This window comes from Rhodococcus sp. YH3-3 (assembly GCF_001653035.1).
In the GTDB taxonomy this organism is placed as follows: domain Bacteria; phylum Actinomycetota; class Actinomycetes; order Mycobacteriales; family Mycobacteriaceae; genus Rhodococcus_F; species Rhodococcus_F qingshengii.
This window is the reverse complement of sequence record NZ_BCWH01000001.1, coordinates 724,722-751,465: the sequence shown is the minus strand read 5'-3', so window position 1 is coordinate 751,465 and position 26,744 is coordinate 724,722. Positions and strand designations below refer to the sequence as shown.

Sequence of the window (26,744 nt, the reverse complement as noted above, 5' to 3'; positions counted from 1 at the left end):
TCCTGGCCGACATGTGCCGCTGGATATTTCGATACACAAAAACTGCTGTGCGCCTTTATTAACCGCGGGGGGTTAATAAAGGCGCACAGCAGAGATCAAGCAGATGCGGGCTGAAGCTCCGCTTCCTCTTCTTCACGGAGGGCCTTGCTGAGCTTCTCGCCCTCGATGTCGACGTTCGGCAGAATCTTGTCCAGCCACTTCGGCAACCACCACGCCTTGTCGCCGAGCAGTGCCATGACGGACGGGATGATCACCATGCGCACGATGAAGGCGTCGAAGAACACCGCCGCGGCAAGCGCGAAGCCGATCGACTTGATGAACGAGTTCGGTTCCGCGATGAAGGCACCGAACACGGAGATCATGATGACCGCGGCCGCACTGACGACCCGGGCGCCATGGTTGAAGCCGATGGTCACGGCCTCCTTCGCGCTCGCGCCGTGGACGTACTCCTCACGCATACGCGTCACGAGGAACACCTGATAGTCCATCGCGAGTCCGAACACCACACCGATCAGGAAGATCGGCATGAAACTCACGAGTGGTTGCGGGTTCGAGATGATGCCCAACCAACCGTGCTGGAAGATCGCCACCGTCGCACCGAATGTCGCGAGCACGCTGAGCAGGAAGCCGAGCGTCGCCGTCAGCGGAACCAGGATCGAACGGAACACCAAGAGCAACAAGATGAATGCAAGGCCGACGACGACGGCCAGGTAGGGCACCAATGCATCCTTCAGCGTGTCCGAGACGTCGCCTTCGAGTGCGGTCTGACCGGTGATGCCGTAGCTGACGCCGATCGAATCGTTGAGTCCGCCTTCGGCTCCACGAAGGCTGGACACCAGATCCATCGTGGCGGGGTCGGTCGGACCACTCTTCGGAGTGATCAGTACCTGCGCGGTGTCGCCGGCCTCGTTGACCCCGACGACCTGTGCGTTCTGGACGTCATCGAAGCCCGAGATGGTCGAGACGACCTCCGCAAAGGCCTCCCCGGCGGGAACGCTGGCCCCCTTCGCGTCGACAACGGCGATAAGCGGTCCGTTGCGACCGTCACCGAAGCCCTCGTCGATCAGGTCGTATGCCTGACGCGCACTGGTCGCCGGGTCACCGGTGGCCTCCGACGGCAGTGCCAGGCTCAATCCCGTTGCGGGCAGAGCCAATGCGCCCAGAAGCACTACTCCACCGATCAGCGGCACGAGCGGACGACGGACGACGGCACTGATGAAGCGCAGAGCCAACTTCGGCTTGCCCGAATCTTCGTCTTCGGACTCCTCAGCGCGCTTGCTGAGGAAGGGAATCTTGCCGGCAAAAGCCTTGCGTCCGAACATACCCAGGATCGCAGGCAGCAAGGTCAAGGCGATCAGAACCGCGATCAGCACGGTAAAGGCCGCTGCCGCACCCATATCGGAGAGGAACGGGATGCCGACGACGCGCAATGCAACCAGCGCGATGATGACCGTCAAACCAGCGAATACCACTGCGGAACCGGCGGTTCCGACGGCGCGACCTGCTGCTTCGGCACGGTTGTCGGTAAGGGTGAGCTCATGCCTGAACCTGGACATGATGAACAGCGAGTAGTCGATCGCCACGGCCAGACCGATCATGATCGCCAACGTCGGAGTCATCGAACTGAGATCCATGAATCCGGTGGCAACCGTGATTCCGAGGCTGCCGATAGCGATACCGATGATCGCGGTGAGGAGCGGAAGCCCCGCGGCCACAAGCGAACCGAACGTGATGGCCAGAACGACTGCGGCAACGGCGATACCGATCAGCTCGGTGACACCACCGGGCATCTCCGCTTCCTGAGCAGCAGAACCACTGACCTGGACGTTGAGTCCCTCGGCCCGACCGACATCGGCTGCGGAGTTGATCGAATCACGCAACGCCTGATCGAGATCGGCGAAGTCACCGCTGAACGGAACCTCGACGTACCCGACTGTGCCGTCGGCACTGAGCGGCGACAACGCACGCGCGTCGTCCACGGCCTGTGTCTCGGAAGTTCCAGCCGCAGCAGCCTTTTCCTTGAACATCGCAACCATGGAGTCGTTGCCGGTAACCGGATTGACCAACGCCTTCGCGGCCTGTTCCGGAGTGGCAGTCGCCGGGTCCACCTTGGCAGAGTCGGCGACCTTGTCGATGCCACGAATACTCGCGAGCATGTCGTCCATGGCCTTGACGTTCGCCGGATCGGCCAGCGTCGTGCCTGCCGGAGCTTGCACTACGTATCGCGCGCTCAGCGAATCCATAGGATTGGGCGCGTCGGGAAAACGCTCCGCCATCAGGTCTTGCGCCTGCTGCGCCGGGGTTCCCGGAATGGAGAACGAGTCCTTGGTGGGGCCGGACAGAGTCGCTGCCCCGACGCCCATCAGGACCAGGATTATCAGCCAAACGCTGAGGACCGCGCCTTTTCGCCGGTAGGCGAACTTGCCGATCCGATAAAGATAGGTGGCCACGACGGGCTCCTTGCTGTTTCGGTGCGTGTACGTGGACAGGTATTACGTGTGGGGCTCAGAGACGAGACATCTCAGGGACGCGACATCTCAGGGGCAGGCGGCGGCGCGGGCAACCCGGCACGAATCTGCCGAAAAGCGTCGTGAACCAACTCTTCCGGACTGGAAGCCTCCGACTTTCCGCCAGTCCAGACGTCGATCACCGATTTAGCGGCTCCGCCCACCGCTCCCAGGAGGAGCGTCGGGTACAGGTCCTTCTCGGCGTCGGTACCGGTGCGCTCCGCCAATGCCTGAACGACTGCACGGTTGATCCGCTGATGCATGTCTGCGGCATCCCGGTAGAGCGCGGGACTCGAATCCGACAGCAGCCAGATACTTGCCTTCTCACTCCCACTCGGACCTGAGTCGTTCACGATTTCGACCACAAGTTCTTCGAGGACGTCGAGAATTGGTTCGTCCGCGGGCCGTGACGCAAGCGCCTCGATCCACAGGTTCACCGATTCCTCGAAACTGGCGAGCACTGCCTCCTCCTTGCTGGAGAAGTAGTTGTGGAACGTCCTCGTCGACACTCCGGCCTCGGAGGCGATTGCGTCAGCGGTGACGCATTCGATCCCCAGCGCACGAGCGAGCCGTGCTGCCGCGCCGCTGAGTGCGGCACGGGTTGCTGCCTTCTTGCGGTCACGAAGGCCTTGTTCGATGATCACCCCAACACGGTACCCAACTTGCAGAGCTCTGCAACTTTGCAGAGGTCTGCAATATTGTGCGATCGAACACACGGCACGGAAACTCGAGGCGTACCTCACACTCACGCACGGCAAATGCCTGAACAGCGCAACAGAGAGAGTTGCGAGCAACTTCACCGCGTGACGCCCCCTGCCAAGTTGACGCGTGAATCAACATGGCCTGACATACTTTGCGGTGAATTAACCGCAATGTGCTCGGCGAAGGAATCTGATGGACCCGCTCCTGCATACCTGGCCGGTTTCGTCCACGGTGATGCTGTGGGGATCGAAGTCCGGACGAGGCTCCGTACTACGTCTCGTCCGTCTCACCATCGGGTTCTGCTCACTCAATTTCTCGATCGTGGCGTTCCTGTTTCTCCTCAGCGGAGAGGGCCCGGACGGACCGTTTGCGCGCAGTTGGCTCGTCGGCATTGCGGCCGTCAACCTGATCCCTACGATTCTCTGGTTTGTCGGCCGAATCAGAGGTTCACGCATGCTCAAGCTCTACGGACTGTGGGCGGATCTCGGAACTGCCTCGGTTCTCATCACCTTCACCAGCCATAACGCCGCCCTCTTCGGCGCGGCACTCTTTGTCGCCACCGGCGCCTACTTCACCTATTTTCTCGATTACCGCTGGTTGGCCTTCCATCTCGCCTTTGCCACGACATTTGTCATCGCCCTGACGGTGCTCGGCCTGACGAACGGCGACTACTCGACAACCAGCGTGATCGCACGCACGGACGTCGTCCTGTGTGCCGTGATCTTCATTCCGGCCACAATTCAGTTCACTTGGCGGCAATTACTCGCGCGCGCAACGGGATCCAAAGTGGATGCGCTTACCGGCCTGTTGAACCGACGAGGACTGTGGGACATGTCGGAGCGCATCTGGTCGGTCGCGTCGGCAAATCGTGCCGACATTGCTGTTGCCGTCGTCGACATCGACAAGTTCAAGGCGGTGAACGACACGTTCGGCCACGAAGTCGGTGACGCCGTCATCATCCGGACCGGAACGCGCCTGCAGGCGCATGTGAACGGTTTCGGTTACGCCGCGCGCACCGGCGGCGAGGAGTTCACCGTTGTGATGATCGGTACTCCGTACGGACTTCGCAAACGAATCGCGACGCTCCCCAAAGCCGTGGTGAACGCCTCCGACGACCCCCTGGCCACGGTCAGCGTCGGCGCAGCGACGCTACCTTTCATCCCACATCAGGAAGAGTTCGACTACAACGAGTTCTCCCGAGCAATCGTTGCGGCCGATCATCTGATGTACGACGCAAAATCCGCGGGAGGCAACACCGCGAACACTGCTCCTATGGCAGTTCCGCGTCGACGGGCACACTGAAACCGGGCTGTATCAGCGCCGATTCCACGCCTCGGGATCTGCCGTCAGTTCGTGAATGAACTCGGGCAACTCTCCACCTGCGACATCGGTGAGTGTGACATTTTCGAGCACAGCACGGAGGTTGACTCGCACTGCAATCCACACCTCCTTGAGGGGCGTTGCCGGTCCCCCGTAGTCGACGTCTTCCGGTCGCTGACCCCGAATCGAAGCCAGCGGTCCCTCGACAGCTCGTATGACGTCGGCAATCGTGATCTCGTCCGCGGACCGAGCGAGCCAGTATCCCCCGTCCGGGCCTCGACGGCTGTTGACCAAGCCGCCGCGCCGCAGGTCCGAGAGCACCGCTTCCAGGAACTTGTGGGGTATTACCTGGGATTTGGCGAGAAACTCGGCCTTGGCCGGGTCAGGACCGACTGCCGCGAGCTCGACCAGAGTCCGCACGGCGTAGTCCACCTTCGCGGTGATATGCACCGGCAATTCCTACCATCGTTCTATGAATAGTCGCAACAAACCTGCGAGTTCTTCGCCGCAAAGGGTTCCCTGACGTTACATTTTAATGCATGATGTAACGATCAGAGCTAGAGAACAGGACAAATCGCGTGTGGGAAACCCTTCTCGAATCATGGAAGTCACTGCTCGAACCGCTCCATGATCCCGTTACGCTCGCAATCCCCGCGTTTGTCATCTTCCTCGCAATCGAATGGTTCGCGGCCCGTGCGCTCGAAGATCATCCCGACGACGCCGACGGACGCGCACGGCCGGCACAGGGCGGCTACCGAAGCGTCGACGCCAGAACCAGCGTTCTACTCGGACTCGTGTCGATCGCAACGAGCACCTTCTGGAAAGTGCTGGCGCTGATCGGCTATTCCGCAATCTGGGTGTATCTCGCTCCGTGGCACCTCTCGCCGACTGCCTGGTACACCTGGGTGATCCTGCTGCTCGGAATCGACGTCCTCTATTACGCGTATCACCGCATCGCACACCGAGTTCGAGTCATCTGGGCCACACACCAGGCTCACCATTCGAGCGAGTACTTCAATTTCAGCACCGCACTGCGGCAGAAGTGGAACAACAGCGGTGAGGTCATCATGTGGTTGCCGTTGCCGTTCCTCGGGATCCCGCCGTGGATGGTGTTCGTCGGCTTCTCCGTCAGCCTCGTCTACCAGTTCTTCGTCCACACCGAACGTGTCGGAAAACTCTGGCGGCCCATCGAATTCATCTTCAACACGCCGTCACACCATCGCGTCCACCACGGCTCCGACGCCGAGTACCTCGACCGCAACTACGCCGGAATCCTCATCATCTGGGACCGGATGTTCGGAACCTTCGCAGCCGAAACCCACCGGCCCACCTACGGACTCACGACGCCGGTCGGAACGTACAACATCTGGAAGCTCCAAACGCGCGAATATGCTGCCATTGCTCGTGATTGGAAGGCGTCGACATCGTGGCGGCAGCGAGCCGGCTACGTGTTCGGCCCGCCCGGCTGGGCGCCGAAAGCCGAGGTCACTTCAGCAGAATCCAAAGCCCCGTCGCACTGAGCAGGAGCAGAGCGACCGCGAGAGTTGCTCCCATACCCAAAGCGGGCGTTGCCTTTTCGGCCGAAAACTGGGCCAACCGCCTGGGCCGCGACCGACGTTCGTAGACCGTCACCGCGACGACGAGCACGGCAGCGACGGACGGGCCGATCAGGGCCACCGACCCGAACTGCGGCAACCATCTCAGACAGGCGGCAGACAAGCCGAGGATCGACAGACTCGTACGCACGAACGAGAGCGATGTGCGCTCGGACTGCAAGCCCTTGTCCGGAGGCTTGACACCTTCCGACGGTTCCAGCGCGGTCAATCAGTTCACGACCTCGACCACCAGGACGGTCGCGCAGATCACCAGCACGATGCCGACGACCGGCGCCATGAGCGGCACCGGCAACGAGCGCTCAGTTCGCAGTGCACGCTCGGCGCTGATCCAGTGGACAAAGGAAGTGATGGCGATCAGAGCACCGCCGACGAGCAACAACGCGGCCAAGCCGGAACGAACCGTCGGGTTGAGAATGTCGCCGCCGAACGCTTCGAGTCCGACGCCCGACGCGACGAAGGCCGTTGCAGTGCGGATCCAAGCCAGATATGTCCGCTCATTGGCGAGCGTGAACCGTGGATCGGGGTCTTCGCCCGTTCGGAACGGTCTCCACCGGGGCATCACCTGTTCATTCCGTCCGGGCAGAGATCGCACACTGCCTTCGGAACGGACAAGAAGAAAGGAAGGTCATGTCCTTAATCTTCCCTGCCCGCCCCGAAGCAGTGCGAATCGGGTGGACGTAATTCAGCTCGCGGCGAGTGAGACCAGGAAGTCCACCGAGCCGCTGCCGTCGACGGTGACGAAACCGAGGGACGGAGGCTCGACTCCGAAATCGGTCCAGGTGACCGGAATCGAGCCCGATGCGATCAGCGAATCACCCGAATGCAGCACGGTCATGTCGACCGACACCGGCTTGGACTGACCCTTGAGCGTCAGCGTTCCTGACACCGTGACCGTCGCCGTTGTTCCGTCCGTCGGTACAGCAGACAAGTCCACCGGCGAGTCGATCGTGAACGTCGCCGTCGGATACGTGCTGGTATCCATCACATTGCCCGTGAACTGGCCGTCGCGCCGATCCGAGTCGGTCTTGATGCTTGCCACCTGCACCGTTACTTCGCCGGAAGTGAGCTTTTCACCCTCGACAACCGCGTTTCCGCTCACCTCGCCAGTGGTTCCGACGACGGTCACACTCGATCCGTTGAGAATCTCGTGCACGGTGTACCCAGCTGCCGTCTGGTTGTCCCCCTGCCCGGCGACGACGGTCCATTGCCCGTCGATCGATCCGGACGCCGCCTCCGCGCCCTCAGTGGACACCACGGCCGCCGGTGCATCGTCTTCAGCGATGAACTTCCCGTACGCCCACGGCCCCACGAGCAGGGCGAGTACGACCACAACTACTGCTCCGCCGATCCACCAGATCTTTTTCATGGGCTCGACGATAGTTGCAGCTTCAACAGTTGTCAGGACTTACGACCTGGGAGAACCCTGTGAAAGTGCTCCACGAACACCGAAGGGTGAGCCGCGCCTACAGCCATTAGTAATCATTTGGTAAAGTCGACTGTGCATTCCGGCCCCCAGCCTGGAATGCCTGGGCCGTGCGCATCGAATCATGCATCGATCCCGATGCGCACGGTCTGCCCGAAACACGAATCACACCGATCGAGGGAGCTCGCGATGGCGGACCTGACGCTCCTGACCGACGACGAGTTACGCGAGCGTCGGATCGCCCTCAGTCGATCCCTCACTACCGCAGCAGATTTGATCCCCACCCCGCCACCCTCGTTCTTCGAGAAGCTGAAGCAGGACATCGATGCCGCCGCTGCAGAGTGGATCGCCCGCCGCTCCTGAACGTTCGAATTGCGCACGCAGAACCGGTTTTCGATTTCCTCACCGGTTCACCCCGCAAGGGTGATGATGCAGCGGACGGTCACCGGCACCATGACTTCATGGACTCCCCGACCGACTCAATCGCACAAGGTTTCACGCCGGCACACGCTCAACTGGCGAGATCGGCCGGAGTTCCAGCAACGCTCGCCGCTGAGAGTTACGTGGAAGCCCTCGCCCGGATCGTCTATTACTGGGGCTATCCAGCTGTGGACACCTTCGGCCGAACAAACATGTGGGAGATCATGGATGGCAAGACCGGACTCCAACTCGGTCTTCTGCCAGGCGCCGCCAAGAATTACACAGGTGCCCTCACCGACTACATGAGCCCGGCGCAGCGGTGGGTCGTCTCACCCAACAACGACACGATCTACGGCGCAGGATTCGCCGATCTCACCGACGAAACCGCAGTGATACAGACCCCGACCGAGGTACCCGACGGCCATTACTGGACTATCCAGATCGTCGACGTGCTGACCAATGTGACTCACCAACTTGGTTCGGCGACAGGCACTCCCGGCGGAAAGTTCCTTCTGGTCGGACCTGATTGGGATGGCGAGTTGCCGGAAGACTTCCTCGATGTGCTTCGATCACCGACGAACGTGGCTGGTGTCTTCCCTCGCAGTTTCGCAGCACGTTCCGAGGCGTCCAAGCAGCAGGCGCGGTCGGTGCTCGACCAGATCGGCATGTACCCGTTCAGCGAGGATCGACCCGGCCCGCGGTCCTTCGGCTACGAGGCCCACGCCGCGAACTCGATCTACCCTCAGGGCGTCACCGCCGAAATGTTGGCGGTCGATCCCGACGCCAGTCGACCTCAATGGGTGAAGCCGGAATCTTTCTGGACTGATCTTGCAGCAATGCTCGACTTCAACCCGACCATGGGCGCAGCAGACACCCCGATGGCTGATCAAGCCAAGACGCTTGTCGCACTGTATCGTTCGGACAAGTCGTACCGAGCGCTGCTCGACCGCGCCGCACTCCGCGCCGACGTCGCCCTCCATCAATCGGCGAGCTACGTCCAAACCGGGGTCGACGCAGGCAACGGATGGCAACGGCAACGCAACAGTGGCCTGTGGGGCACCGACTGGTTCGGACGGGCGCTCGCGGCCGTCATCTACATTTACGTCAACGACTTTCACGAGGCTGTCTACCTCATCCGGGGTACCGACCACGACGGAGCGTTACTCCACGGCCGCGAGCGGTACACCATGACCTTCACAGAAGACGCGCTCCCACCCGTCGACCGCAGTCGCGGCGGCTTCTGGTCTCTGACCATGTACGACAAGGACGCATTTATGCTCGCCGACGCACCGGGTAACCGCGTCAACCTCGGCACCGTCAATCTCGACGCGGGCGATCTCGTCTTTCGTGACGGGAAGCTCACCTTGCACCTGTCTCACGACGAGCCGACCGATCCGGATGCTCGTGCCAACTGGCTACCCGCTCCGCACGACAAATTTCGACTGATCATTCGCAGCTATGTCCCCGACAAATCAGTCCTCGATGAAACCTACCGATTCCCCGACGTCGTCCGAGCAACGGGACTATAGGCGCCACCAAGCACAAAAAAGCTCCCCACCTGCGTGAACAGGTGGGGAGCTTTGGCGGTGGCGGAGGGATTTGAACCCTCGGACGGGGGTTACCCGTCACACGCTTTCGAGGCGTGCTCCTTAGGCCGCTCGGACACGCCACCGTTGGTGACTTTACCGGATGGAGTGCCCGTGGCTGAAATCGCCAGGTGGAGCGGTATTACGTGAGCTTGTCCTTGATGCTGGAAGCGGCGTCCTTGACCTTCTCGCCTGCATCCTTGACGGCCGATTTCACCTGGTCGCCCTTGCCTTCGTTTTCGAGGTCCCGGTCACCGGTAGCGCTGCCAGCAGCTTCCTTGGCCTTGCCCCCGAGGTCTTCGGCCTTGTTCTGAGCCTTGTCTGCGATTCCCATGAGTACTCCTCTGTGAACGCGAACGAATCGCCTTCCGACGATCCGCCGATGCCCTGACGGCATCTGCCTCCACCATGCCCTCGATTGATGGATCCGGCTACCCGAGTGTGCGATCACTCTCGATGGGGAATACCGAATTCAGGCCCGCTGCTCGCGGAAGAAATCTTCCAAAAGCCCAGCGCATTCGTCCTCGAGGACCCCGCCGCGCACCTGCGGCCGATAGGTCAATCTTTTATCTCGAACTACGTCCCATAATGATCCGACGGCTCCGGTTTTCGGCTCCCACGCCCCGAAAACGACCCGAGAAACCCGGGCGAGGACCAGAGCGCCCGCACACATCGTGCATGGCTCGAGGGTCACGGCAAGCGTCGCACCTTCCAGGCGCCAGCCGTCACCGTAGGTTTTTGCGGCAGCACGCAACGCGAGGATTTCGGCGTGCGCGGTCGGATCGGACGACGCTTCCCTGGCATTGGAGGCCCGAGCAACTTCAACGCCGTCTGCGTCGAACACCACTGCCCCGACCGGGACGTCTGCGTCGGAGGCGGAACGTGCGGCCACGATGGCCGCACGGATCATGCGCTGGTCGTCAGCGAGAGTCATCTAGCGCGGGAGCTTGTCGAGCGCTGCGCCGAACTCGGATGCGAACCCGAGTCGCTGCGCGATCATCCCCAACTGCTCGTCCGGATAGAGATCGGTCTCGGCCGCAATGACGGCGAGCACGGGTTCCGGCAGGCCCAGATCGGCCAGCACGGACAGATCGCCCTCTTCCCAGGGTTCGACATCGTCGAGGTCGTCCGGGTCGATGTCGGGGATCTCGATGTGCAAGGCGTCGAGGACGTCGGCTGCGATGTCGTAGTCGATGGCGGCGGTCGCGTCGGAAATCAGCAACTGCGTGCCCGACGGCGCCGGACGCAACACGATGAAGAACTCGTCGTCGACGTCGAGAAGACCGAAGACGGCACCCGAACTTCGCAGCTCACGCAGCTGCGTTTCGGCGGCCGAGAGCGAGGTCAACGCGTCGGGCGTCAGTGCCTTGACCGTCCAACGCCCCTCTTCACGGACCACCGCGACACCGAAGCCTTCAAGCTCCTCCGACTGGTTCGAAGAGGCGCTCTTGTTACCCGCGCGCTGTGCACCCATGGCGCAACGGTAGCCCGCCTGGTGCCAGTGAGTGAAGTCCGAGCATCGATGTGCCAACCTGAACTCGTGTCTGCGATCGATTCCGCCCCACCAGTCTGCGTTCTCGGCCTCGGATTGATCGGCGGTTCGCTACTTCGCGCCGCCGTCCGATCCGGCCGCCGGGCGTGGGGTTACAACCGTTCCAGCGAGTCCGCCGACGCGGCCCGAGCCGACGGTTTCGACGCCGACACCGATCTGGTTTCAGTGCTGCAGAGAGCAAACGAAAGCGGCGCGATCATTGTGATCGCCGTGCCGATGCCTGCCGTCGACGCCACCTTGGAGGCAATCGCCGCGCATGCGCCCGACAATCCGATCACGGACGTCGTCAGCGTCAAGGGTGAAGTGAAGGCCGCGGTCGAACGAGCGGGCTTGAGCGCCAAGTTCGTGGGCGGTCATCCGATGGCGGGGACGTCAGCTTCGGGTTGGGCGGTCGGGGATGCCGATCTGTTCGTCGACGCGGTATGGGTCGTTGCCACCGACGAGGGCGTCGACGCAGACGTGTGGTCGCAGGTCGCCGACCTCGCGCTCGACTGCGGCTCGGTCGTCGTGCCGGCCGAATCTCTGGAACACGATCGAGCAGTCGCGCGAATCTCGCATCTGCCTCACCTGCTCGCGGAAACGCTTGCGATCACCGGAGCTGCCGGAGGCGAACTGGCTCTCGGGCTGGCTGCCGGATCATTTCGCGACGGCACTCGCGTGGCCGGGAGCGCTCCTGGCCTGGTGCGGGCGATGTGCGAGGGCAACCGCGACGCCCTGCTGGTCGCGCTGGACGAGGCGCTCGACCTTTTGCAGGGCGCACGTACCGATCTGCTCGACAACGGCTCGACGGCACGATTGGTGGACGCAGGGTTCGCGGCGCGCGGCGCCTACGAGTCGCACGAGCGGTGGGACATCGAAGACGTTCAGGCCGGAGAACCCGACTGGATCAACCGGATGCGAGACGCCGGTCGACGCGGCGGCGTCATCCGGCGATCCGCAACCTAGAACTACGCAACCTGGAGATACGAAACCTAGATACGAGTTGCCAGACCCGGGTAGTCGAGGACAAAACCTTCGGTGTCGACGGACAGCGTCGAGCTGGACACCGGGGACAGCACACTGATTCCGTCGGCGCCGGAGCTGTAGGTGATGGTCGCACCCTCGACGCGCAGGTCGAGGAGATTGACGTAGACGACCGGGACCTCGGCGTCTTCGATGTCGTTCTGCAAGCCGACGCGGCGGATGGGCAGCGTGTTGAAGAACGGGCTGAGGATCACGTCGACATCGAGTGCGCCATCGAACGCAGAGCGCTGGTGACTGGCGCCGTTCTCGACCATCCAGGTGCCTTCTTCGTCCCGGCTGATCGACATCTGACGCTCACCGGCGGCCAGGGCGGTCCGCACGGACAACCGGCGGGTGATGCCGGCCTCGTCGGTGACCAGGTCGTACGACGCGCTGAATGCCGGGTGCTCACTGCAGGCTCCACCGATGATCCGGCCGGAAGCCTTGATGCGATTTCCGTTCAGCTGCACACGAACAGACTCCATACGAGGAGCGTTGTGGGCCTGCCAGGTCAATACCGCGGGCCAGGACGCGTCACCGGAAGGTTGGATGCTCACCCGACCACGGTAATGGACGAACGGGCACGGAGCACCGCTGGTTCGGGTTATTGCTTCGATCAGGGACCTTTTAGGGACTTCGATCGGCCCCGAAGATCTCGATGTAAGGCGTTTCACAACGGTTCTTCCGTAAGGAGCACGCCGCGGACCGAATAGTTGGCAAACGGTGTCGGAGTTCTCGAGTACCGTGCTTCTAGGTCGGTTCGTGAGGAAGGGTGCTGTGACGTCGTCGCGGAGCATGGTGGGTTTGTTTGCCGGTATCGGTGGTCTCGAGTTGGGGCTCTCGGAACATGGGTGGAACACCGAACTGCTGTGTGAAATCGATCCGGGCGCGCAGGCAGTTCTCCGTTCGCGTTTCGCCGACGTGCCGTTGCACGGTGACGTCACCAAACTTCGCGCGCTGCCCAGTGACATCGAATTGGTGGCCGCCGGTTTCCCCTGCCAGGACCTCTCTCAGGCCGGCAAAACGGCAGGCATCACCGGCGCACGCTCAGGCCTGGTGGACGAGGTGTTCCGTCTGGTCAAGCGTAAGAAGGGCCCGCGCTGGCTGTTGATCGAGAACGTTCCGTTCATGCTCCAGCTCGGCAAGGGCGCCGCCATGCGGCACATCACCGACGCCCTCGAAGACCTCGGATACACCTGGGCGTACCGGGTGGTCGACGCCCGCGCCTTCGGACTCCCCCAGCGTCGCCAGCGAGTCATCATGCTTGCCTCGCGCACAGACGATCCCCGCGAAATCCTGTTCGGCCAGGACGCCGGCGAGCGCCTGGGTGGCGATCCCGCGGACTACCCCTGCGGCTTCTACTGGACCGAAGGCACTCGCGGTCTCGGATGGGCCGTCAATGCCGTGCCGACGCTCAAGGGCGGCTCGTCCGTCGGCATCCCCAGTCAGCCGGCAGTCCGGTTGCCGTCAGGTGAGATCGTCACTCCCGGTCTAGTCGATGCCGAGCGACTGCAGGGTTTCGATCCCGACTGGACGCTGCCGTCCGTCGAGGTTCCCGGCCTACGCCACAGCCATCGCTGGAAGCTCGTCGGCAATGCCGTGAGCGTGCGGATGGCGTCGTGGGTCGGTGGCCGGTTGAGCGATCCCATCGAATACGACGCCGCGGGCGAGACGCCACTCGAACCGGGCGACGCCTGGCCGAGTGCGGCCTGGGGCCGTAACCGCCAGGCCTTCCGCGTCCATACCTCGACCTGGCCGGTCCAGTACGACTACGAGGATCTGAGCGGCTTCCTCGAAGACACGCGGTTGCTGTCGGCTCGGGCCACCGCCGGCTTCCTCAAGCGCGCACGCATGGGTAATCTTCGGTTCATCCCCGGTTTCATCGAGGACGTCGAAAGCCATCTCGAGCGGATGGGCGGATATCCCGAGGCCGCGGCATGACGGACTCACTGTTTCCCGAACCCCTGTTTCCGGAGACACTGTTTTCCGAGCCGGAACACGAACCACTCTGGAGCGCACTGCAACTCGCGGGTGACAAACCCCCGGCCGACGCCGATCGCGGCGAGAAGAAGAACTACGCGCAGCGACTGTCCAATCAACTGGCACAGACGGTGGCCGATGCTCTGCGTCCGCTGTATCCCAACATCACCCCGACGGCATCCGGCGAAGGCCAGGAGGCAACGGTCGATGTCGCCAAGGGACGAAAGCGCTTGGACGTCAAGGCACTCGACCCCACCCTCGGCCTGATCCTCTGCGTCTCCATCAAGACGTACAACTTCCAGGACTACAGTCCCCGCAGCGGCAAGCTGGGCCGCTGGACCAAGAACATCGTCCGCAACGACCACGAATTGCGCGGCGAGGCAATGGTTCTGCATCAGCGGCAGCCGTACAGCGTGTTGGTGGCCGTCATGTTCGAGCCGTACGCCACGTGCGACGACGGCGACCCGACCAAGACCAGCGACACCGGCAAATCCTCTTTTGCACACCACGTCACGACGCTCTCGAAGCGCTCGGGCCGAGGCAAGCGCGCGGTGGTCGGCGTTCCGGGAAAGGCCTGGGTGGATCTCGGCGCCGAGGACACGCGCTACGACCTCTTCGAGAAGGTCTACATCGGACTCTACGAACCCGATGGCGCAGTTCGGTTCTTCGACGTCGACGAGCCGCCGCCGCGCAACGGACGCCCCACCGAAGCTCAGACGCTCTCGTTCACCGACTTCGTGACCGTCGTGCACGGTGAAGTGGAGCGTCGCAACAGGTTTGCGCCCACCTGGTCCGATCCCGAAGACAGCGAAGATTCCGACGGCTGAGGGAACCACGGTGCCTGCGACGGATCCTGCCACCAGCGCTCGGATGAGCGCTCAGCGTCGGCGCGACACCAAACCCGAAATCGCACTTCGACGCGAGCTGCATCGACGCGGACTCCGGTACTTCGTGGATCGGGCGCCTGTCAAAGGTGTTCGCCGACGGGCCGATCTGGTATTTCCACGCCGCAAAGTCGCGGTGTTCGTGGACGGATGCTTCTGGCACAGCTGCCCGCAGCATGCGACGTTTCCCAAGAACAACGCGCAGTGGTGGACGGACAAGTTGGCCGCCAACGTGGTTCGAGACCGCGACACCGATGCACGTCTGGCAGAGCAGGGTTGGACCGTCATCCGCATCTGGGAGCACGAAGATCCGCTGGTAGCGGCCGAATGCGTCCAGAAAGCCCTGCTAGGTCCGTAAGCTCGATTTCGTGAAGGAACGCAACGTTGCGCGGTGGGGTTTGGTGGCTGCGCTGGCTCTGGGCGGAATCGTCTACTCGTCGTGGATTCTCGAATTCTTCCTGGACACCGGCCTCGACCCGGTGACATCGTTCCTCAGCGAACTCGATGCCGAGAACCAGAAATACCGCGATGTCTTCGGTAACGCCGATGTCCTGTCCGCAATCTTGATGTTGATCTCCGGAGCGCTGGGTCTGCTGATCACGCCCCGGCGAAGGCTCTACGTCACGGGCTGGATTGCGCTGGCAGTGTTCGGCATCGCGACCATCGCCGACGCGTCGTTCCCCCTCGAATGCTCGGGCGAGGGTTGCCCGTCGAGCGCACCCGACGGTCTACTTCCGCAGCTCCACCATGTTCACGCGTTGACGAGCAGCGTGGCGGTCTTCGCGATCTTCACCGCGATGATCGCATTCACCGTGGGAGCGTTCAGGTATCGCGAGCACCCTTCTTTGCGGACGACGGGTCTGACCATTCTGATCCTGACTTCCCTTGCGACGGTGTGGATGTTGACGACCAACAGCATCGAAGTCTCCGGCGGCGGTAATCTCGGACTGGGTATCGCTCAACGTGCGCAGGTGCTGGGAATGTCGTTGTGGTTGTGCACCCTGGCATTTGCGATGTCGAGGCCGCCATCCACCGGGCTCCCGGCGTCGCCGCGCTGACAGGTTTTCCGGCAAGCGATTCGGGCGATCCTGGAACTACAACTGAAAATGGCTGCCCCGAACTAGCGAAGGTGTGCCCATGTCTCTCGCGTCGTCGTTCTTCGCCCATCCGCACCAGGCGTTCACTGCTGGTTTCTATCGCAACGAGTCCTTCGACTTCGAGCTACGAGTCGTTCTCGGGCAAGCCACCTTCGGCGCGGCAGATACCGGCGAAGTGCTCTCGGCCATCGCTCACGTCGGCGAGAAGGACCTCGAAGGCTGGTACGAGGCCTGGTTCGACCTCGGCACACGGGTATTCGGGCAGGCCGATGAGGCAGCCGAGGCCGGGCATTCGCGAAGCGCGTCCAACGCGTACCTGCGGGCGGCGTCGTACTTCGGTGTGGCGATCAACGCCGTCGACGGTCTCAGCGACGATTCGGTTCTGGTCCCCACTTTCAAACGTCACCGACAGGCGTGGGACCGCTTCGTCGACACCACCGCCCAGCCCGTCGAACGCGTCCGGATCCCTTACGAGGACACCTACCTGCCCGGGTACTTCTTCCGGCCGCCCGGGGACGTGCGACGGCCGACTTTGATCATGGTGAACGGTAGCGACGGCCCGATCAGCGGGCTGTGGGGCAGCGGCGGTGCCGGGGCGCTCGAGCGGGGCTACAACGTGTTGATGTTCGACGGTCCCGGTCAGCAGTCGATGCTCTTCGAGCGCAACATCCCGTTCCGTCACGACTGGGAAGCCGTCATCACGCCCGTTGTCGACTATCTCGTGGACCGGCCGGACGTCGATGCGTCGAAGCTGGCGATGTACGGGATCAGTCAGGGCGGGTACTGGGTGCCCCAGTCGTTGGCGTTCGAGCATCGGATCGCGGCAGCGATCGCCGATCCGGGGGTCGTGGACGTGGCCGCGTCGTGGCTCGCCCATATCCCCAAGAACATGCAGAAGCTACTCGACGAGGGAAAGTCGGAGGCCTTCGACCGCGACATGGCGATAGGGCTGGGAATGAAATTCTCCAAGGACAGCGCCCGAATCTGGCGTTTCCGAGCGCGTCCGTACCTCGCCGACGGCTACTACAACACTCTCGCCGAGGTTCGGAAGTACCACCTCGAACACGTCGCCGGCTCGATCTCCACTCCCCTGCTCATCACCGATCCGGAAGACGAGCAATTCTGGCCCGGTCAATCCAAGCGGCTTGCCGCCCTATCCGGCGGACCGACGACGGTGGTTCCCTTCACCGCTGCCGAGGGCGCGAACTTCCACTGCCAGCCCATGGCGAGGCGTCTGACTGATCAGCGGATGTTCGACTGGCTCGACGAGCAGTTGGATCTCTGAATCAGGCCCTCGAATCAACGATCGAATGATGGCGTATTTGCTGTGCGCTCGATGGAGTTCGGCATTCGTCGGGTATCAATCTGTGGAAGCGTGCGAGTGTGCCTACCTATCACGACTATGTGTGGATTCAGCAGTACCTCAACACGAGCCTGTCTCTCGGGTACTGCGCTGCACTCATCCCTCGGTCCACTCACGCACAGGTGTTGAGTGCCCTCGGCGCCGACGAGAACACACAATCGGAGGCAATCGGGATCGCCGAACTCGGCGAGGTGATGTCCGATCTCACTGAACAGCCCGAGACAGCCGGGGCTGGGCAGGTAGTCGCAGTCGCGGCGGTGGGCGACGACAGCACACTGTTGATGCAGATCAACGGCGGTTCCTTCGCTATCTCCGAAGAATTGATGCGGCCCCTTCTATCCGATCGCGAGGTGGCTTCGCACTATCTCAGCGTCAATGCCGACAGCCAGTTCATCTGGTGGTCGAACGGCACACGCGTGGCTGAATTCGAACTCTTCGGATCCAGCCCGGTCGTCGGGGACGATCGGATGGTGGATTTGATTCTCGATGTCGGCGGAATCGGAATCGACGATGACGCCCAAGGCTATGCAGGTGAGCATGCGTTGGAGGGCGCCTTTGCTCTCGCCGAGCAGATCACCGGCGTCGCAGTCCCCGCCTCGCTATTCGTGGAAGGCCAATTTATGGTGGCCGTTGTCACCAAGTCAGGACAGTCCCCCTCGGCAGATGTGCCATCTGAGGCTTCTCCGCGAAAGTCGCCCGCTGCGTGGAGCGAGGTAGCGCGACGTTACAAAGCGGCGGAACGGATTCCGCTACACGGGGTGATGTTCCGCGGGCGCCCCCCGGGCGGTGTTCCCTCCGCGCGTCTCGAATTCTGGTTCAAGCCCCGCACGTGCATCCGTCTCGCAGATGAGCAGGGCGTGCTGTTTCTGCAGAACCGGCAAAAGCAGACGTGGTTCCGCACCGACGGGGTTCTCGAACGACGAAGCGCCGGATACAGTCTCGACATCCATATCGAACAACTTTTCCAGATACACAGAACCTGGCCGTACACACCTTTCGCCGACCTACTCCCACCCGACACGACAGGGCGGGAAGTAGAGGTCGACGGGCGGAGAGCGTGGGAATTCGCGATGCCACCGGATTGGGCCGGTCGTGATGCCACGGTGGCGTTCGACGCGGAAACCGGGATCCCTTTGCGGTGGGCCGACCGAACGGGCAGCCATGAGATATCGGCGCTGGAAACCGGTATCGACGTCGACGACGGCTTTTTCTCCGGCCCCTGATAATCGAAGCAAGCGAGGCGTCTGACGGATCATCGGATGTTCGACTGGCTCGACGAGCAGTTGGATCTCTGAATCAGGACACTTTCTCTTTCTTCGTCAACAGAGTGGCAATCATCGGCAACAGCAGAACCGTGATCGCCCCGGCCGCGACAAGAATCGACGCGTTGTCCGAGGACATCTGATGCGCGTCGACGGCCGCGCCCGTGACCGCCACGATCATGGGCAGGCCGGTAGCCCCGTACAACGCGACTTGCGCACTTTCGCGCGTGGTGAAGGGCGGTTCGACCTTCTCGAACTTGGTCACGAAGAACACCGGCACGCCCCGGACGACAACGATCAGGATCAAAAACGCAATCAGTATGCCGGGACTGGCGGCGACCGCCGAGACGTCGATCGCCATGCCTGAAGTGATGAAGAAAATCGGGATGAGGAACCCGAAGGCGATCCCGTCGAGCTTGATCTCGAGGCGCTCGTCGCCCTCTGGCATCAGTCGCCGCAGGATGAAGCCGGCGGCAAACGCACCGAGAATGACGTCGAGTGAGAACACGGCCGACAGCACTCCGAGGCTGACCAACAACAGAATTGTGAGGCGGACCGTCGTCTGCGCCGTGGTGTCCGCTCCTGCCCGCACCAGGCGATGTGTCCACGAGCCTTCGTGAATCAGCTTGCCGGGCAGCACCGCCACGATGATGGCGATCACGGCGAAGACGGCAAGAACGATCAGCGACAGGATGGCGCCGCGGGCACTCAGCAGCACCGCCATCGCGACGACCGGCCCGAGCTCGCCGACGGCCCCGTGGTTGAGGACGGTCCTACCCAAGCGTGTGTCGAGGAGTTTGTTGTCCTTGAGGATCGGCAGCAGCGTGCCCAGAGCGGTCGACGTCATCGCGATGGCAACTGCGGCTTCGGCGGAGATCACGTTCCTCATGCCAAGCAGCGCGACCACCGTGAACGCCAGCGCGAGGCAGAACAGCCACGTGTAGAGGGCTCGACGTCCGCCGCGCCCACTGAGTTCCTGTCGGTCGATCTCGTAGCCGGCGAGCAGGAACAGCATGCCGAGGCCGAGTTCGCGGAGGATTCCGATCGCTTCGCTGTCAGCTGCGATGTTGAGGGCGAACGGCCCGACCACTGCGCCCGCGACCAGTAGCAACACCACTTCGGGAACCAGTCGACGCGGGATCAGGCCCGCGACTATCGGCGCGATGGCCGCGATCAGCGCGATCCAGAACAGCGATGAGGCAATTGAAGGCACGGATCATTATCGGACATAGGTGACGGATCTGCGCTCAGTACAGGTACTTGCGGTACGCCTCCTGCCGAGCCGGCTCCAGATCCTCGACCAGCAGGCTGTGCTGCTCGGCCATCATGTCGCGCAGACTCGGTACGTCATCGGATGCGGGCCACGTCGACGGATCCCACAGCTTCGCCCGCAGAATTGCTCTCGCGCAATGCAGATACGCCTCGTCGATCTGCACGATCACCGCAAGCTGTGCAGGCTTGCCGTTCATCGCCATCGAATCCAACAGATCAGGATCGGTGGACAGAGTCGCCGTGCCGTTGACGCGCACGATCTCGTCGTGCCCGGGCGCGAGAAAGAGGATCCCCACGTGAGGATTCTCGATCATGTTCCGGTACGAGTCGGCGCGCCGGTTGCCCGGACGATCCGGGAGCACCAGTGTCTTCTCGTCGGGGAAGAGAACCTGACTGACCAAGTCTCCGCGCGGCGAGCAATCGCAATTTCCGGCCGCATCGGATGTCGCGAGCACAAAAAACCGTGCCTGCTCGATGAATTCACGGATCAACGGAGTCGTGTAAGCGGTCTGCTTCTCCATGATCGTCGGATGGGGCTGTCCGAGAATCGCATTGAGTTGTTCCACGGATTCGATCCGCCCGCCCGGGGCGTTCGACGCCGTCACGTCGACACGTCGTCGAGCACGTGGTGGCGCCCGAGCGGCAACACCAACGGCTTACCCGACATGGGGTCCGGGATGATTCGGCTCTCGAGACCGAACACGGTGCGGACGTTGTCGCTCGTGAGCACCTCGGCAGGATCACCCGCCGCGTAGACCCGGCGATCGGCCATGGCGACGAGGTAGTCGGCGTAGCGGGCGGCGAGATTGAGATCGTGCAGAACCATGACAATCGTTGTACCCCGAGTCCGGTTCAGGTCGGTGAGCAGGTCCAAGACCTCAACCTGGTGGCTCACGTCCAAGAAGGTGGTCGGCTCGTCGAGTAGAAGCAGATCGGTTTGTTGGGCGAGCGCCATCGCAATCCACACACGTTGGCGCTGACCACCGGAAAGCTCGTCCACCGATCGTTCGGCCAATTCGGTTGTGTCCGTGGCCGCAAGCGCCTCGGCGACAGCTGCGTCATCCTCGCGGCTCCACCTCGACAGCACCCGCTGATGTGGATGACGACCACGGCCGACGAGATCGGCGACAACTATCCCTTCCGGTGCGATCGGTGACTGCGGCAGCAGACCGAGCGTGCGAGCGAGCTTCTTCGCAGGCAGGCGATGCACATCCTTGCCGTCCAACAGAACATGACCGCTTCGGGGACTGAGTAGCCGCGACATCGACCGCAGCAGTGTCGATTTGCCGCACGCGTTGGCGCCCACGATGGTCGTGATCTTTCCCGGCGGCACCGCGAGGTCGAGCGATTCGACGACGGTCCGTCCTCCGTAACCGAGTTCGAGGTTTTCGACAGTCAGAGAGTGGGATTCGGTCACAGCGAACCTCCCGTTCGGTTGGAGCGAATGATGAGGTAGACAAGATACGGCGCTCCCAGCGCGCCGGTCACCACGCCAACGGGGTAGCGGGTGCCGAAGGCGTACTGTCCGCAGAAATCGGCAACGAGCACCAGCAGAGCTCCGACCAGCGCCGACGGAATCAAAAGTGATGTTCCCGGACCGACGATGCGGGCGGCAATGGGGCCGGACAGAAATGCGACGAAGGCGATGGGCCCCGCAGCGGCAGTGGCAAAGGCGATGAGTCCGACGGCCGCAATGATCGTCAGAATGCGCGTTCGTTCCACTCTGACGCCGAGCGCTTGTGCTGCGTCGTCACCGAGCTGGCTGGTCGAAAGGTTGCGCGATTGGCTCAGCAGCACCGGTCCGAGGACAACCAGCGCCAGGAGCACGGGAACCGTCGAACCCCAGTTGGCACCGTTGAGACTGCCGGTGAGCCAACGCATCGTCTCCTGCAGATCCCACGCGGCGGCGGTACTGAGAAGGTAGGCGGTGACGCTGTCGAGCATCGCAGCGATGCCGATACCGATCAGTATGAGCCGAGTGCCCGCCACACCGTCCCGGAAAGACAGAACGTAGATCAAGACTGCGACGCCCAGACCGACGGCGATAGCAAAAACCGATACCTGTGAACCGCCGAGTGAAAGCGAGATGATCGCGAAAGCCGCTGCAGCGCTTGCGCCGGAGCTGATTCCGATGATGTCGGGGCTCGCGAGCGGGTTGCGCAGCATCGTCTGGAACGTGATGCCGCCCAAGCCGAAACAGATTCCGGCGACCACAGCGAGGACAGCGCGAGGCAGACGGAGGCGACCGACGGTGAACGAGGCACCAGGCACGTTCTCCCCCAGCACGACGCGAAGCACATCTGACGGCGGGTAGAAGGTTTTTCCCACCATCAGAGTAACCGCGAAAGAGGCGACGGCGAGGACGGTCAGCACGGCAATCACGATGCGGCGGCGTCTACCTCGTCGGATACGGCTTGCTCCGACTGCGTCGACCTCGACCTCGGGAGTAACGAATGTAGTGGTCACAGCTCACGTATTTTCTGACGGCGGACTATGTAAATGAAGAAGGGCGCTCCGATGAGCGCGGTGATGATGCCGACGTCGATTTCGCTCGGCCGGGCGACAATTCGTCCGAGAATGTCGGCGGCGACGAGAAGGCCGGCACCTGTCAGCGCAGAAAACGGTAGTAGCCAACGGTTGTCAATCCCGATCAGCAACCGGCACAGATGCGGGACAACCAAACCGACGAAGCCGATCGGTCCGGCAATGGCAGTGGCTGCACCGCAGAGCAGCACTGCACCGAGCGCTGCCACTGCACGAACCACCGCGACGCGTTCGCCGAGACCTGATGCAACCTCGTCGCCGAGCGCAAGAGAGTTGAGGCTGCGCGCTGACAGCAGACAGATCACGAAGCCGACAATGAGGAAAGGCAGACCGTGCCGGATCACCTCGAAACTCGCGCCACCGACGCCGCCGATCTGCCACGAACGAATGTTGCCCGCAATATCGTTTCGCGGCAGCATGATCGCAGTGATGAACGAAGCAAACGCAGCCGATGTTGCGGCCCCGGCGAGAGCCAACTTGAGTGGGGTGGCTCCACCTCGCCCGAGTGACCCGACCACGTAGACGAACAACGCCGCCCCGGCTGCACCGAGTACGGCCACCCAGATCATGCTGGTCTGGGTCCACAGTCCGAACCACGCCATTCCGATCACCACGGCGAGCGAAGCGCCCATGTTGACGCCCAGGATTCCGGGATCCGCCAAAGGGTTTCGGGTAATCCCCTGCATCACAGCGCCGGCAAGACCGAGCGCAGCTCCCACGATTATCGCGAGCACCATCCGCGGAATGCGCTTGGCAATCGCACCCTGACCGATGTTGTCCGTTGAACCGCCTAGTGCGGCAACGATATCGGACCAGTCGACCTCACGAGAGCCGATGACGATCGAAGCGCACATGAGCACCGCGAGGACAACGAGAAGGGCGATCAACCACAGCGAATTGCCGAACGTCGGGCGCCGCGTATCGCGAGCGCCCGACGTCGAATCCTGCGAGGTTACAGTCACTCCGACTTTCCAGCGGCCCCGGCGAGCAGATCGACGTAGTCGCCGAGTACCCACGAAATCGCGAGTGGAGTCGGGTTGGCCGCCGTTCCCATCGGCCCGGTTCCATTGAGGAACACGATCGCGTTGTTGGCGACGGCAGGCATCTGCGAGAGCAGCGGGTCAGCCTTGAGTGCGTCGACAAGTGCCTGGTCACCGTAGGTGACGATCAGTTCGACGTCGTCGAAGACGTCCACACGCTCGGCACTGACCTTCTTCGAGAACTCACCACCCGTCGAGGCGTCGGCAACGCTCTTCGGCGTCGAAAGTCCGAGGTCCTCGAAGAACGCGGCGCGCGTGTCGTTCGCCGTGTAGAAGCTGACCTGGCTCAGATCAGCGGTGTCGACGTGCGTCAGGAACATGGTTGCCTTGCCGGCAAGCTGCGGATGCGAGGCAACCTCGTCGGCGATCTCCTTTTCGATGGTGGAGATCAGTTCCTGCCCTTCGGATTCCATACCCAAGCCCATGCTGTTGAACTTGATGACGTCGCGCCACGACGTCGCCCACGGCCCCTCGGGGTATGCCACGACCGGAGCAATCTCGCTGAGGGTGTCGTAATCCTCCTGCGTCAACCCGGAGTACGCGGCAAGAATGACGTCAGGGTTCGTATCGGAGACGGCTTCGAAGTCGATGCCGTCGGTCTCGTCGAAGAGCACCGGCGGCTTCGCGCCGAGTTCGTCGAGCTTTTCCTCGACCCACGGCAGCATTCCGTTGCCGTTGTCGTCACCGAAAGTCGCCGCTGCCATTCCGACGGGAACCACGCCGAGAGCAAGGGGCACTTCGTGATTGGCCCAGGCAACGGTGGCAACTCGCTCCGGCTTGGCGTCGATCGTCGTAGTTCCGAAAGCGTGCTCGATCGTGACAGGGAAGGAGCTGGATCCGCTTCCGGCGCTGCCGCCGTCGGCGGTCTCCGAGGAGTCGGAACTGCAAGCTGTCATGCCGAGGGCGACTGCGACCGCTGCTGCGGCCACCGCCAAGAAGCGTTTTGAACGCATGAAAACAGAACTCTCTCGAGAAGGGGTACGGCCCTCAACCCGGCTCAATCAGGCACTTAGGTGAGGTTTGCCTAAACCGTATACGGGAGGGCAATGTGGCGCAATCGCGTGTTTGGGACACCCCGTGTAGCGATCGAGTCAGAGCGAGATGACCGATTAGCTAGCCCGAAACATCCCTGGCGTAGCGCCTGTAGTGCGTCGGAATGCCGCCCCGAATGCGCTGGTCGAGTGGTAGCCCACACGCTCGGCAACCTCTTGTAGATCCAAGCCGTGGGCAAGAAGGGTCACCGCTCGTTGGGCGCGCACAGCCGAGACCCACTGCCCGAAACTCATCCCGGTCTCCGACCGAAATACCCGGGTGATGGTTCGCGGGCTGACACCGAGGAGCCTTGCCCAGTCGGACAGCGTTCGCATGTCACTCGGATCGTCACCGATCGCATCGACGATGGGTTGCAGAAGTGGCGAGTCCGGCACCAGCACCAGCAACTCGTTCGGCGACGGTGCCAGCACGTCGATCACCATCTGCTCCGTGAGCGAGCGTGAAGAGGTTCCGAGTGAATCGTCTGCCAGTCGCTCGAGGAGATTCCGCAGCAGCGGAGTCACCTCGATCGCCACCGGCACCTCGGACAGAGAAGGAACTGACGCGATGTCGAGCTGAGCGGCCCGATACCAGGTGCCGGCCGGCGCGATCGCCGAGTGCAGGACGCCGGCGGGCATCCACAGACCGACGGTCGGCGTAATGGTCCACGTGCGCGATCCCACCGTGGCGCTCGACGCTCCCCGCTCGTTCCACAACAATTCGTGAGTCGGGTGCGAGTGCGCATCCCACCGGGTCTCGCGGGAGACAAGTTCGTCCATGCCCGCAATGACAAAGGGCACCTCGACCGCCCCGGCCGAGTAGACCGGGAGCGTCCGACTGTCGACGGTCTCCAACGGGTTCTCCTCGGTTCGCGTGGCTGCTCCGCAGAAAGCATAGGTCGCGTGGATCGATTGTCGGTTCCCACGATCGCGAGGATCACTGCCCGAATCGCCGAGGTGACCTCACACACATTCAAGAATTGCGTATGCACCAAAACAAAAAGAAGGTCACAGACCTGAAGTCTGTGACCTTCTTTCTTGTGCGCCCGAAGGGATTCGAACCCCTAACCTCTTGATCCGTAGTCAAGTGCTCTATCCGTTGAGCTACGGGCGCATGTTCTGTTGTCTTGCTGGTCTTGCGTGTCTTACCGTCGTAATTTCTATCATTTCTAACCCGCCGGTCAAAATCACCGGCTTGGCGGAGGCGAGAGGATTTGAACCTCCGGTCCCTCGTAAAAGGGACAACTCATTAGCAGTGAGTCCCATTCGGCCGCTCTGGCACGCCTCCCTGGGGGTTCCGATCCTTTCGGACCGCCGGATCGAAAGATTACACACCCTTCGCCACCAAAGGCAAAACGTGTGGTCAGCGGACTGTTTTGTGGACTTACCGCAGGTGGCTGTCGAACCAGTCGAAGATCCGGGTCTGAGCTTCGATGATCGAGGCCGAATCAGGGTCGTCGAGGTCAGCGTCCTCGGACAGCTGTGGCGGCTCGTCCGCCCGGTGAGCCAGTCCGGCGTAGCTGACCACCAGTGTCGCGACGTCGGCCTTCGCGGTCGCTTCCCGGAGCAGAGTCACGTGTTCGCGAGGCGTGCTGGGATCGTCCTCGCCGTACAGCGCCAGCCACGGCGCCTGCAGGGAAGTGGCCGCGTCGACAAGCGCCTGAGCATCCACCGACAAGGCTTCGACGATTCCCCGGGCGGCGACGCTCACCGCGGCGCCGACCGGACGGCTGGTGGCCACGAGCATCGCGGCGGTACCGGCGTCGTCGAATCCGAGCACCCCGATGGTGTCTGCGAGAACTTCGCGTCCGACGAGCCAATCGAGGGTCGCGTCGAAGTCGGCGAAGAGGTTGTCACCGAACACCTCACCCTGCATGTGTTCGGGTTCGCGGTGAAACAGGTGAGGTGCGACGCTCACCCACCCTTCGCCGGCAAGCGCGCACATCAGATTCAGCAGAGCCGGGCTGAACTTCCGGGCTTCATGCAGGACGACGATCCCGCCCCGCGTCGGGCCGTCCGGCTCCACCACGGTCAGCGGAACAGCCGTGGCGACCTCCCCTTCGGCTCCGCGCAGATACGCGGTGGCTCGGAAGATTTCCGACATCTTCTAACTCTGACACGCAGACGGCCGCTACGCACCAAA

The 26,744-nt window shown here is 62.5% G+C and carries 29 protein-coding genes and 3 tRNA genes; 11 read left to right on the top strand and 21 right to left on the bottom strand.

Annotated elements, in window-relative coordinates; genetic code table 11:
• Window positions 1-95: 95 nt before the first annotated feature.
• Entirely contained in the window at window positions 96-2,450 is a 2,355-nt protein-coding gene (locus YH3_RS03585; RefSeq protein WP_064442996.1) for an MMPL family transporter, read from the bottom strand.
• A 71-nt stretch (window positions 2,451-2,521) separates the two neighbouring features.
• Window positions 2,522-3,151 carry a TetR/AcrR family transcriptional regulator gene (locus YH3_RS03580; RefSeq protein WP_007731646.1) on the bottom strand — a complete coding sequence of 210 codons (630 nt, stop codon included), beginning with the start codon at window positions 3,149-3,151 and terminating at the stop codon, window positions 2,522-2,524.
• A gap of 250 nt (window positions 3,152-3,401) precedes the next feature.
• On the opposite strand from YH3_RS03580, the gene YH3_RS03575 reads away from it, so the two are divergent.
• Complete coding sequence (locus YH3_RS03575) at window positions 3,402-4,511, top strand: GGDEF domain-containing protein (protein ID WP_020968182.1); 1,110 nt, start codon at window positions 3,402-3,404, stop codon at window positions 4,509-4,511.
• A gap of 12 nt (window positions 4,512-4,523) precedes the next feature.
• Here YH3_RS03575 and YH3_RS03570 read toward each other — a convergent pair whose 3' ends face one another.
• Window positions 4,524-4,979 carry an Rrf2 family transcriptional regulator gene (locus YH3_RS03570; RefSeq protein WP_003943908.1) on the bottom strand — a complete coding sequence of 152 codons (456 nt, stop codon included), beginning with the start codon at window positions 4,977-4,979 and terminating at the stop codon, window positions 4,524-4,526.
• A 128-nt stretch (window positions 4,980-5,107) separates the two neighbouring features.
• Here YH3_RS03570 and YH3_RS03565 point away from each other — a divergent pair, with 128 nt between their 5' ends.
• Window positions 5,108-6,049, top strand: coding sequence for a sterol desaturase family protein (locus YH3_RS03565; RefSeq protein WP_064442995.1), 942 nt, complete (start codon window positions 5,108-5,110; stop codon window positions 6,047-6,049).
• Here YH3_RS03565 and YH3_RS03560 read toward each other — a convergent pair.
• The 3 genes from YH3_RS03560 to YH3_RS03550 all read right to left on the bottom strand — a co-directional run bounded on the left by YH3_RS03560 (window position 6,015) and on the right by YH3_RS03550 (window position 7,511).
• Window positions 6,015-6,353 carry a DUF202 domain-containing protein gene (locus YH3_RS03560; RefSeq protein WP_050655588.1) on the bottom strand — a complete coding sequence of 113 codons (339 nt, stop codon included), beginning with the start codon at window positions 6,351-6,353 and terminating at the stop codon, window positions 6,015-6,017. The genes YH3_RS03565 and YH3_RS03560 overlap by 35 nt on opposite strands.
• Window positions 6,354-6,704, bottom strand: a complete 351-nt coding sequence (locus YH3_RS03555; RefSeq protein ID WP_003943804.1) for a YidH family protein — start codon at window positions 6,702-6,704, stop codon at window positions 6,354-6,356.
• Window positions 6,705-6,827: 123 nt separating this feature from the next.
• On the bottom strand, window positions 6,828-7,511 hold the full coding sequence (locus tag YH3_RS03550; protein ID WP_003943876.1) for a YceI family protein: 684 nt from the start codon (window positions 7,509-7,511) through the stop codon (window positions 6,828-6,830).
• A 246-nt stretch (window positions 7,512-7,757) separates the two neighbouring features.
• Between YH3_RS03550 and YH3_RS35935 the strand changes: the two genes are divergently transcribed.
• Entirely contained in the window at window positions 7,758-7,931 is a 174-nt protein-coding gene (locus YH3_RS35935; RefSeq protein ID WP_003943953.1) for a hypothetical protein, read from the top strand.
• Between the two features lie 98 nt (window positions 7,932-8,029).
• A complete protein-coding gene (locus YH3_RS03540; protein WP_238592515.1) occupies window positions 8,030-9,517 on the top strand; it encodes a DUF1254 domain-containing protein in 1,488 nt (495 codons plus the stop codon).
• Between the two features lie 52 nt (window positions 9,518-9,569).
• On the opposite strand, the gene YH3_RS03535 is transcribed toward YH3_RS03540, so the two are convergent.
• The 4 genes from YH3_RS03535 to YH3_RS03520 all read right to left on the bottom strand — a co-directional run bounded on the left by YH3_RS03535 (window position 9,570) and on the right by YH3_RS03520 (window position 11,048).
• Window positions 9,570-9,660 (bottom strand) — tRNA-Ser (locus YH3_RS03535).
• A gap of 56 nt (window positions 9,661-9,716) precedes the next feature.
• The gene (locus YH3_RS03530; RefSeq protein ID WP_003943869.1) at window positions 9,717-9,908 is read right to left on the bottom strand and encodes a CsbD family protein; all 192 of its coding nucleotides are present in this window, start codon (window positions 9,906-9,908) and stop codon (window positions 9,717-9,719) included.
• Window positions 9,909-10,046: 138 nt separating this feature from the next.
• A complete protein-coding gene (locus tag YH3_RS03525) occupies window positions 10,047-10,508 on the bottom strand; it encodes a nucleoside deaminase (protein ID WP_003943976.1) in 462 nt (153 codons plus the stop codon).
• Complete coding sequence (locus YH3_RS03520; RefSeq protein ID WP_003943823.1) at window positions 10,509-11,048, bottom strand: tRNA adenosine deaminase-associated protein; 540 nt, start codon at window positions 11,046-11,048, stop codon at window positions 10,509-10,511. It lies immediately after the preceding gene.
• 48 nt (window positions 11,049-11,096) lie between these two features.
• Here YH3_RS03520 and YH3_RS03515 point away from each other — a divergent pair, with 48 nt between their 5' ends.
• Window positions 11,097-12,071 carry a prephenate dehydrogenase gene (locus YH3_RS03515; RefSeq protein WP_031332706.1) on the top strand — a complete coding sequence of 325 codons (975 nt, stop codon included), beginning with the start codon at window positions 11,097-11,099 and terminating at the stop codon, window positions 12,069-12,071.
• A 26-nt stretch (window positions 12,072-12,097) separates the two neighbouring features.
• Here the strand turns inward: YH3_RS03515 and YH3_RS03510 are convergent, their stop codons facing one another.
• Complete coding sequence (locus tag YH3_RS03510; protein ID WP_073512852.1) at window positions 12,098-12,685, bottom strand: putative glycolipid-binding domain-containing protein; 588 nt, start codon at window positions 12,683-12,685, stop codon at window positions 12,098-12,100.
• 238 nt (window positions 12,686-12,923) lie between these two features.
• Between YH3_RS03510 and YH3_RS03505 the strand changes: the two genes are divergently transcribed.
• The 6 genes from YH3_RS03505 (at window position 12,924) to YH3_RS03480 (ending at window position 18,675) form a co-directional block, all read left to right on the top strand.
• The gene (locus YH3_RS03505; protein WP_030535749.1) at window positions 12,924-14,069 is read left to right on the top strand and encodes a DNA cytosine methyltransferase; all 1,146 of its coding nucleotides are present in this window, start codon (window positions 12,924-12,926) and stop codon (window positions 14,067-14,069) included.
• Window positions 14,066-14,935, top strand: coding sequence for a hypothetical protein (locus YH3_RS03500; RefSeq protein WP_064442993.1), 870 nt, complete (start codon window positions 14,066-14,068; stop codon window positions 14,933-14,935). Before YH3_RS03505 ends, YH3_RS03500 begins: the two co-directional genes overlap by 4 nt.
• 10 nt (window positions 14,936-14,945) lie before the next feature.
• The gene (locus YH3_RS03495; protein WP_064442992.1) at window positions 14,946-15,350 is read left to right on the top strand and encodes a very short patch repair endonuclease; all 405 of its coding nucleotides are present in this window, start codon (window positions 14,946-14,948) and stop codon (window positions 15,348-15,350) included.
• 10 nt (window positions 15,351-15,360) lie between these two features.
• Complete coding sequence (locus YH3_RS03490) at window positions 15,361-16,050, top strand: DUF998 domain-containing protein (protein ID WP_007731663.1); 690 nt, start codon at window positions 15,361-15,363, stop codon at window positions 16,048-16,050.
• Between the two features lie 79 nt (window positions 16,051-16,129).
• The gene (locus YH3_RS03485) at window positions 16,130-17,374 is read left to right on the top strand and encodes a S9 family peptidase (protein ID WP_064442991.1); all 1,245 of its coding nucleotides are present in this window, start codon (window positions 16,130-16,132) and stop codon (window positions 17,372-17,374) included.
• 98 nt (window positions 17,375-17,472) lie between these two features.
• On the top strand, window positions 17,473-18,675 hold the full coding sequence (locus YH3_RS03480; RefSeq protein WP_064442990.1) for a DUF6461 domain-containing protein: 1,203 nt from the start codon (window positions 17,473-17,475) through the stop codon (window positions 18,673-18,675).
• A gap of 73 nt (window positions 18,676-18,748) precedes the next feature.
• Here the strand turns inward: YH3_RS03480 and YH3_RS03475 are convergent, their stop codons facing one another.
• From YH3_RS03475 to YH3_RS03430, 10 genes are all read right to left on the bottom strand, one after another.
• Window positions 18,749-19,927, bottom strand: a complete 1,179-nt coding sequence (locus YH3_RS03475; protein ID WP_064442989.1) for a cation:proton antiporter — start codon at window positions 19,925-19,927, stop codon at window positions 18,749-18,751.
• 34 nt (window positions 19,928-19,961) lie between these two features.
• Window positions 19,962-20,591, bottom strand: coding sequence for a pyridoxamine 5'-phosphate oxidase family protein (locus YH3_RS03470; protein ID WP_064442988.1), 630 nt, complete (start codon window positions 20,589-20,591; stop codon window positions 19,962-19,964).
• Window positions 20,588-21,403: an ABC transporter ATP-binding protein gene (locus YH3_RS03465; protein WP_064442987.1), complete on the bottom strand. Its 816-nt coding sequence runs from the start codon at window positions 21,401-21,403 to the stop codon at window positions 20,588-20,590. The genes YH3_RS03470 and YH3_RS03465 overlap by 4 nt, the downstream gene beginning before the upstream one ends.
• Window positions 21,400-22,452, bottom strand: a complete 1,053-nt coding sequence (locus YH3_RS03460) for an iron chelate uptake ABC transporter family permease subunit (protein WP_003943885.1) — start codon at window positions 22,450-22,452, stop codon at window positions 21,400-21,402. Before YH3_RS03460 ends, YH3_RS03465 begins: the two co-directional genes overlap by 4 nt.
• Entirely contained in the window at window positions 22,449-23,492 is a 1,044-nt protein-coding gene (locus tag YH3_RS03455) for an iron ABC transporter permease (protein ID WP_064442986.1), read from the bottom strand. Before YH3_RS03455 ends, YH3_RS03460 begins: the two co-directional genes overlap by 4 nt.
• Window positions 23,489-24,523, bottom strand: a complete 1,035-nt coding sequence (locus YH3_RS03450) for an iron-siderophore ABC transporter substrate-binding protein (RefSeq protein ID WP_064442985.1) — start codon at window positions 24,521-24,523, stop codon at window positions 23,489-23,491. The genes YH3_RS03455 and YH3_RS03450 overlap by 4 nt, the downstream gene beginning before the upstream one ends.
• 156 nt (window positions 24,524-24,679) lie before the next feature.
• Entirely contained in the window at window positions 24,680-25,456 is a 777-nt protein-coding gene (locus YH3_RS03445; RefSeq protein WP_064442984.1) for an AraC family transcriptional regulator, read from the bottom strand.
• A 186-nt stretch (window positions 25,457-25,642) separates the two neighbouring features.
• Window positions 25,643-25,715, bottom strand: a tRNA-Arg gene (locus tag YH3_RS03440).
• 82 nt (window positions 25,716-25,797) lie between these two features.
• A tRNA-Ser gene (locus tag YH3_RS03435) sits at window positions 25,798-25,889 on the bottom strand.
• 96 nt (window positions 25,890-25,985) lie between these two features.
• On the bottom strand, window positions 25,986-26,705 hold the full coding sequence (locus YH3_RS03430; RefSeq protein ID WP_003943860.1) for a dienelactone hydrolase family protein: 720 nt from the start codon (window positions 26,703-26,705) through the stop codon (window positions 25,986-25,988).
• Window positions 26,706-26,744: the final 39 nt, after the last annotated feature.

Coding starts and splice junctions, on each gene's coding strand:
- YH3_RS03575 (WP_020968182.1), top strand. CDS start 3,402: ATGGACCCGCTCCTGCATACCTGGCCGGTTTCGTCCACGGTGATGCTG.
- YH3_RS03555 (WP_003943804.1), bottom strand. CDS start 6,704: ATGCCCCGGTGGAGACCGTTCCGAACGGGCGAAGACCCCGATCCACGG.
- YH3_RS03550 (WP_003943876.1), bottom strand. CDS start 7,511: ATGAAAAAGATCTGGTGGATCGGCGGAGCAGTAGTTGTGGTCGTACTC.
- YH3_RS35935 (WP_003943953.1), top strand. CDS start 7,758: ATGGCGGACCTGACGCTCCTGACCGACGACGAGTTACGCGAGCGTCGG.
- YH3_RS03540 (WP_238592515.1), top strand. CDS start 8,030: ATGGACTCCCCGACCGACTCAATCGCACAAGGTTTCACGCCGGCACAC.
- YH3_RS03530 (WP_003943869.1), bottom strand. CDS start 9,908: ATGGGAATCGCAGACAAGGCTCAGAACAAGGCCGAAGACCTCGGGGGC.
- YH3_RS03525 (WP_003943976.1), bottom strand. CDS start 10,508: ATGACTCTCGCTGACGACCAGCGCATGATCCGTGCGGCCATCGTGGCC.
- YH3_RS03520 (WP_003943823.1), bottom strand. CDS start 11,048: ATGGGTGCACAGCGCGCGGGTAACAAGAGCGCCTCTTCGAACCAGTCG.
- YH3_RS03515 (WP_031332706.1), top strand. CDS start 11,097: ATGTGCCAACCTGAACTCGTGTCTGCGATCGATTCCGCCCCACCAGTC.
- YH3_RS03505 (WP_030535749.1), top strand. CDS start 12,924: ATGGTGGGTTTGTTTGCCGGTATCGGTGGTCTCGAGTTGGGGCTCTCG.
- YH3_RS03500 (WP_064442993.1), top strand. CDS start 14,066: ATGACGGACTCACTGTTTCCCGAACCCCTGTTTCCGGAGACACTGTTT.
- YH3_RS03485 (WP_064442991.1), top strand. CDS start 16,130: ATGTCTCTCGCGTCGTCGTTCTTCGCCCATCCGCACCAGGCGTTCACT.
- YH3_RS03450 (WP_064442985.1), bottom strand. CDS start 24,523: ATGCGTTCAAAACGCTTCTTGGCGGTGGCCGCAGCAGCGGTCGCAGTC.
- YH3_RS03430 (WP_003943860.1), bottom strand. CDS start 26,705: ATGTCGGAAATCTTCCGAGCCACCGCGTATCTGCGCGGAGCCGAAGGG.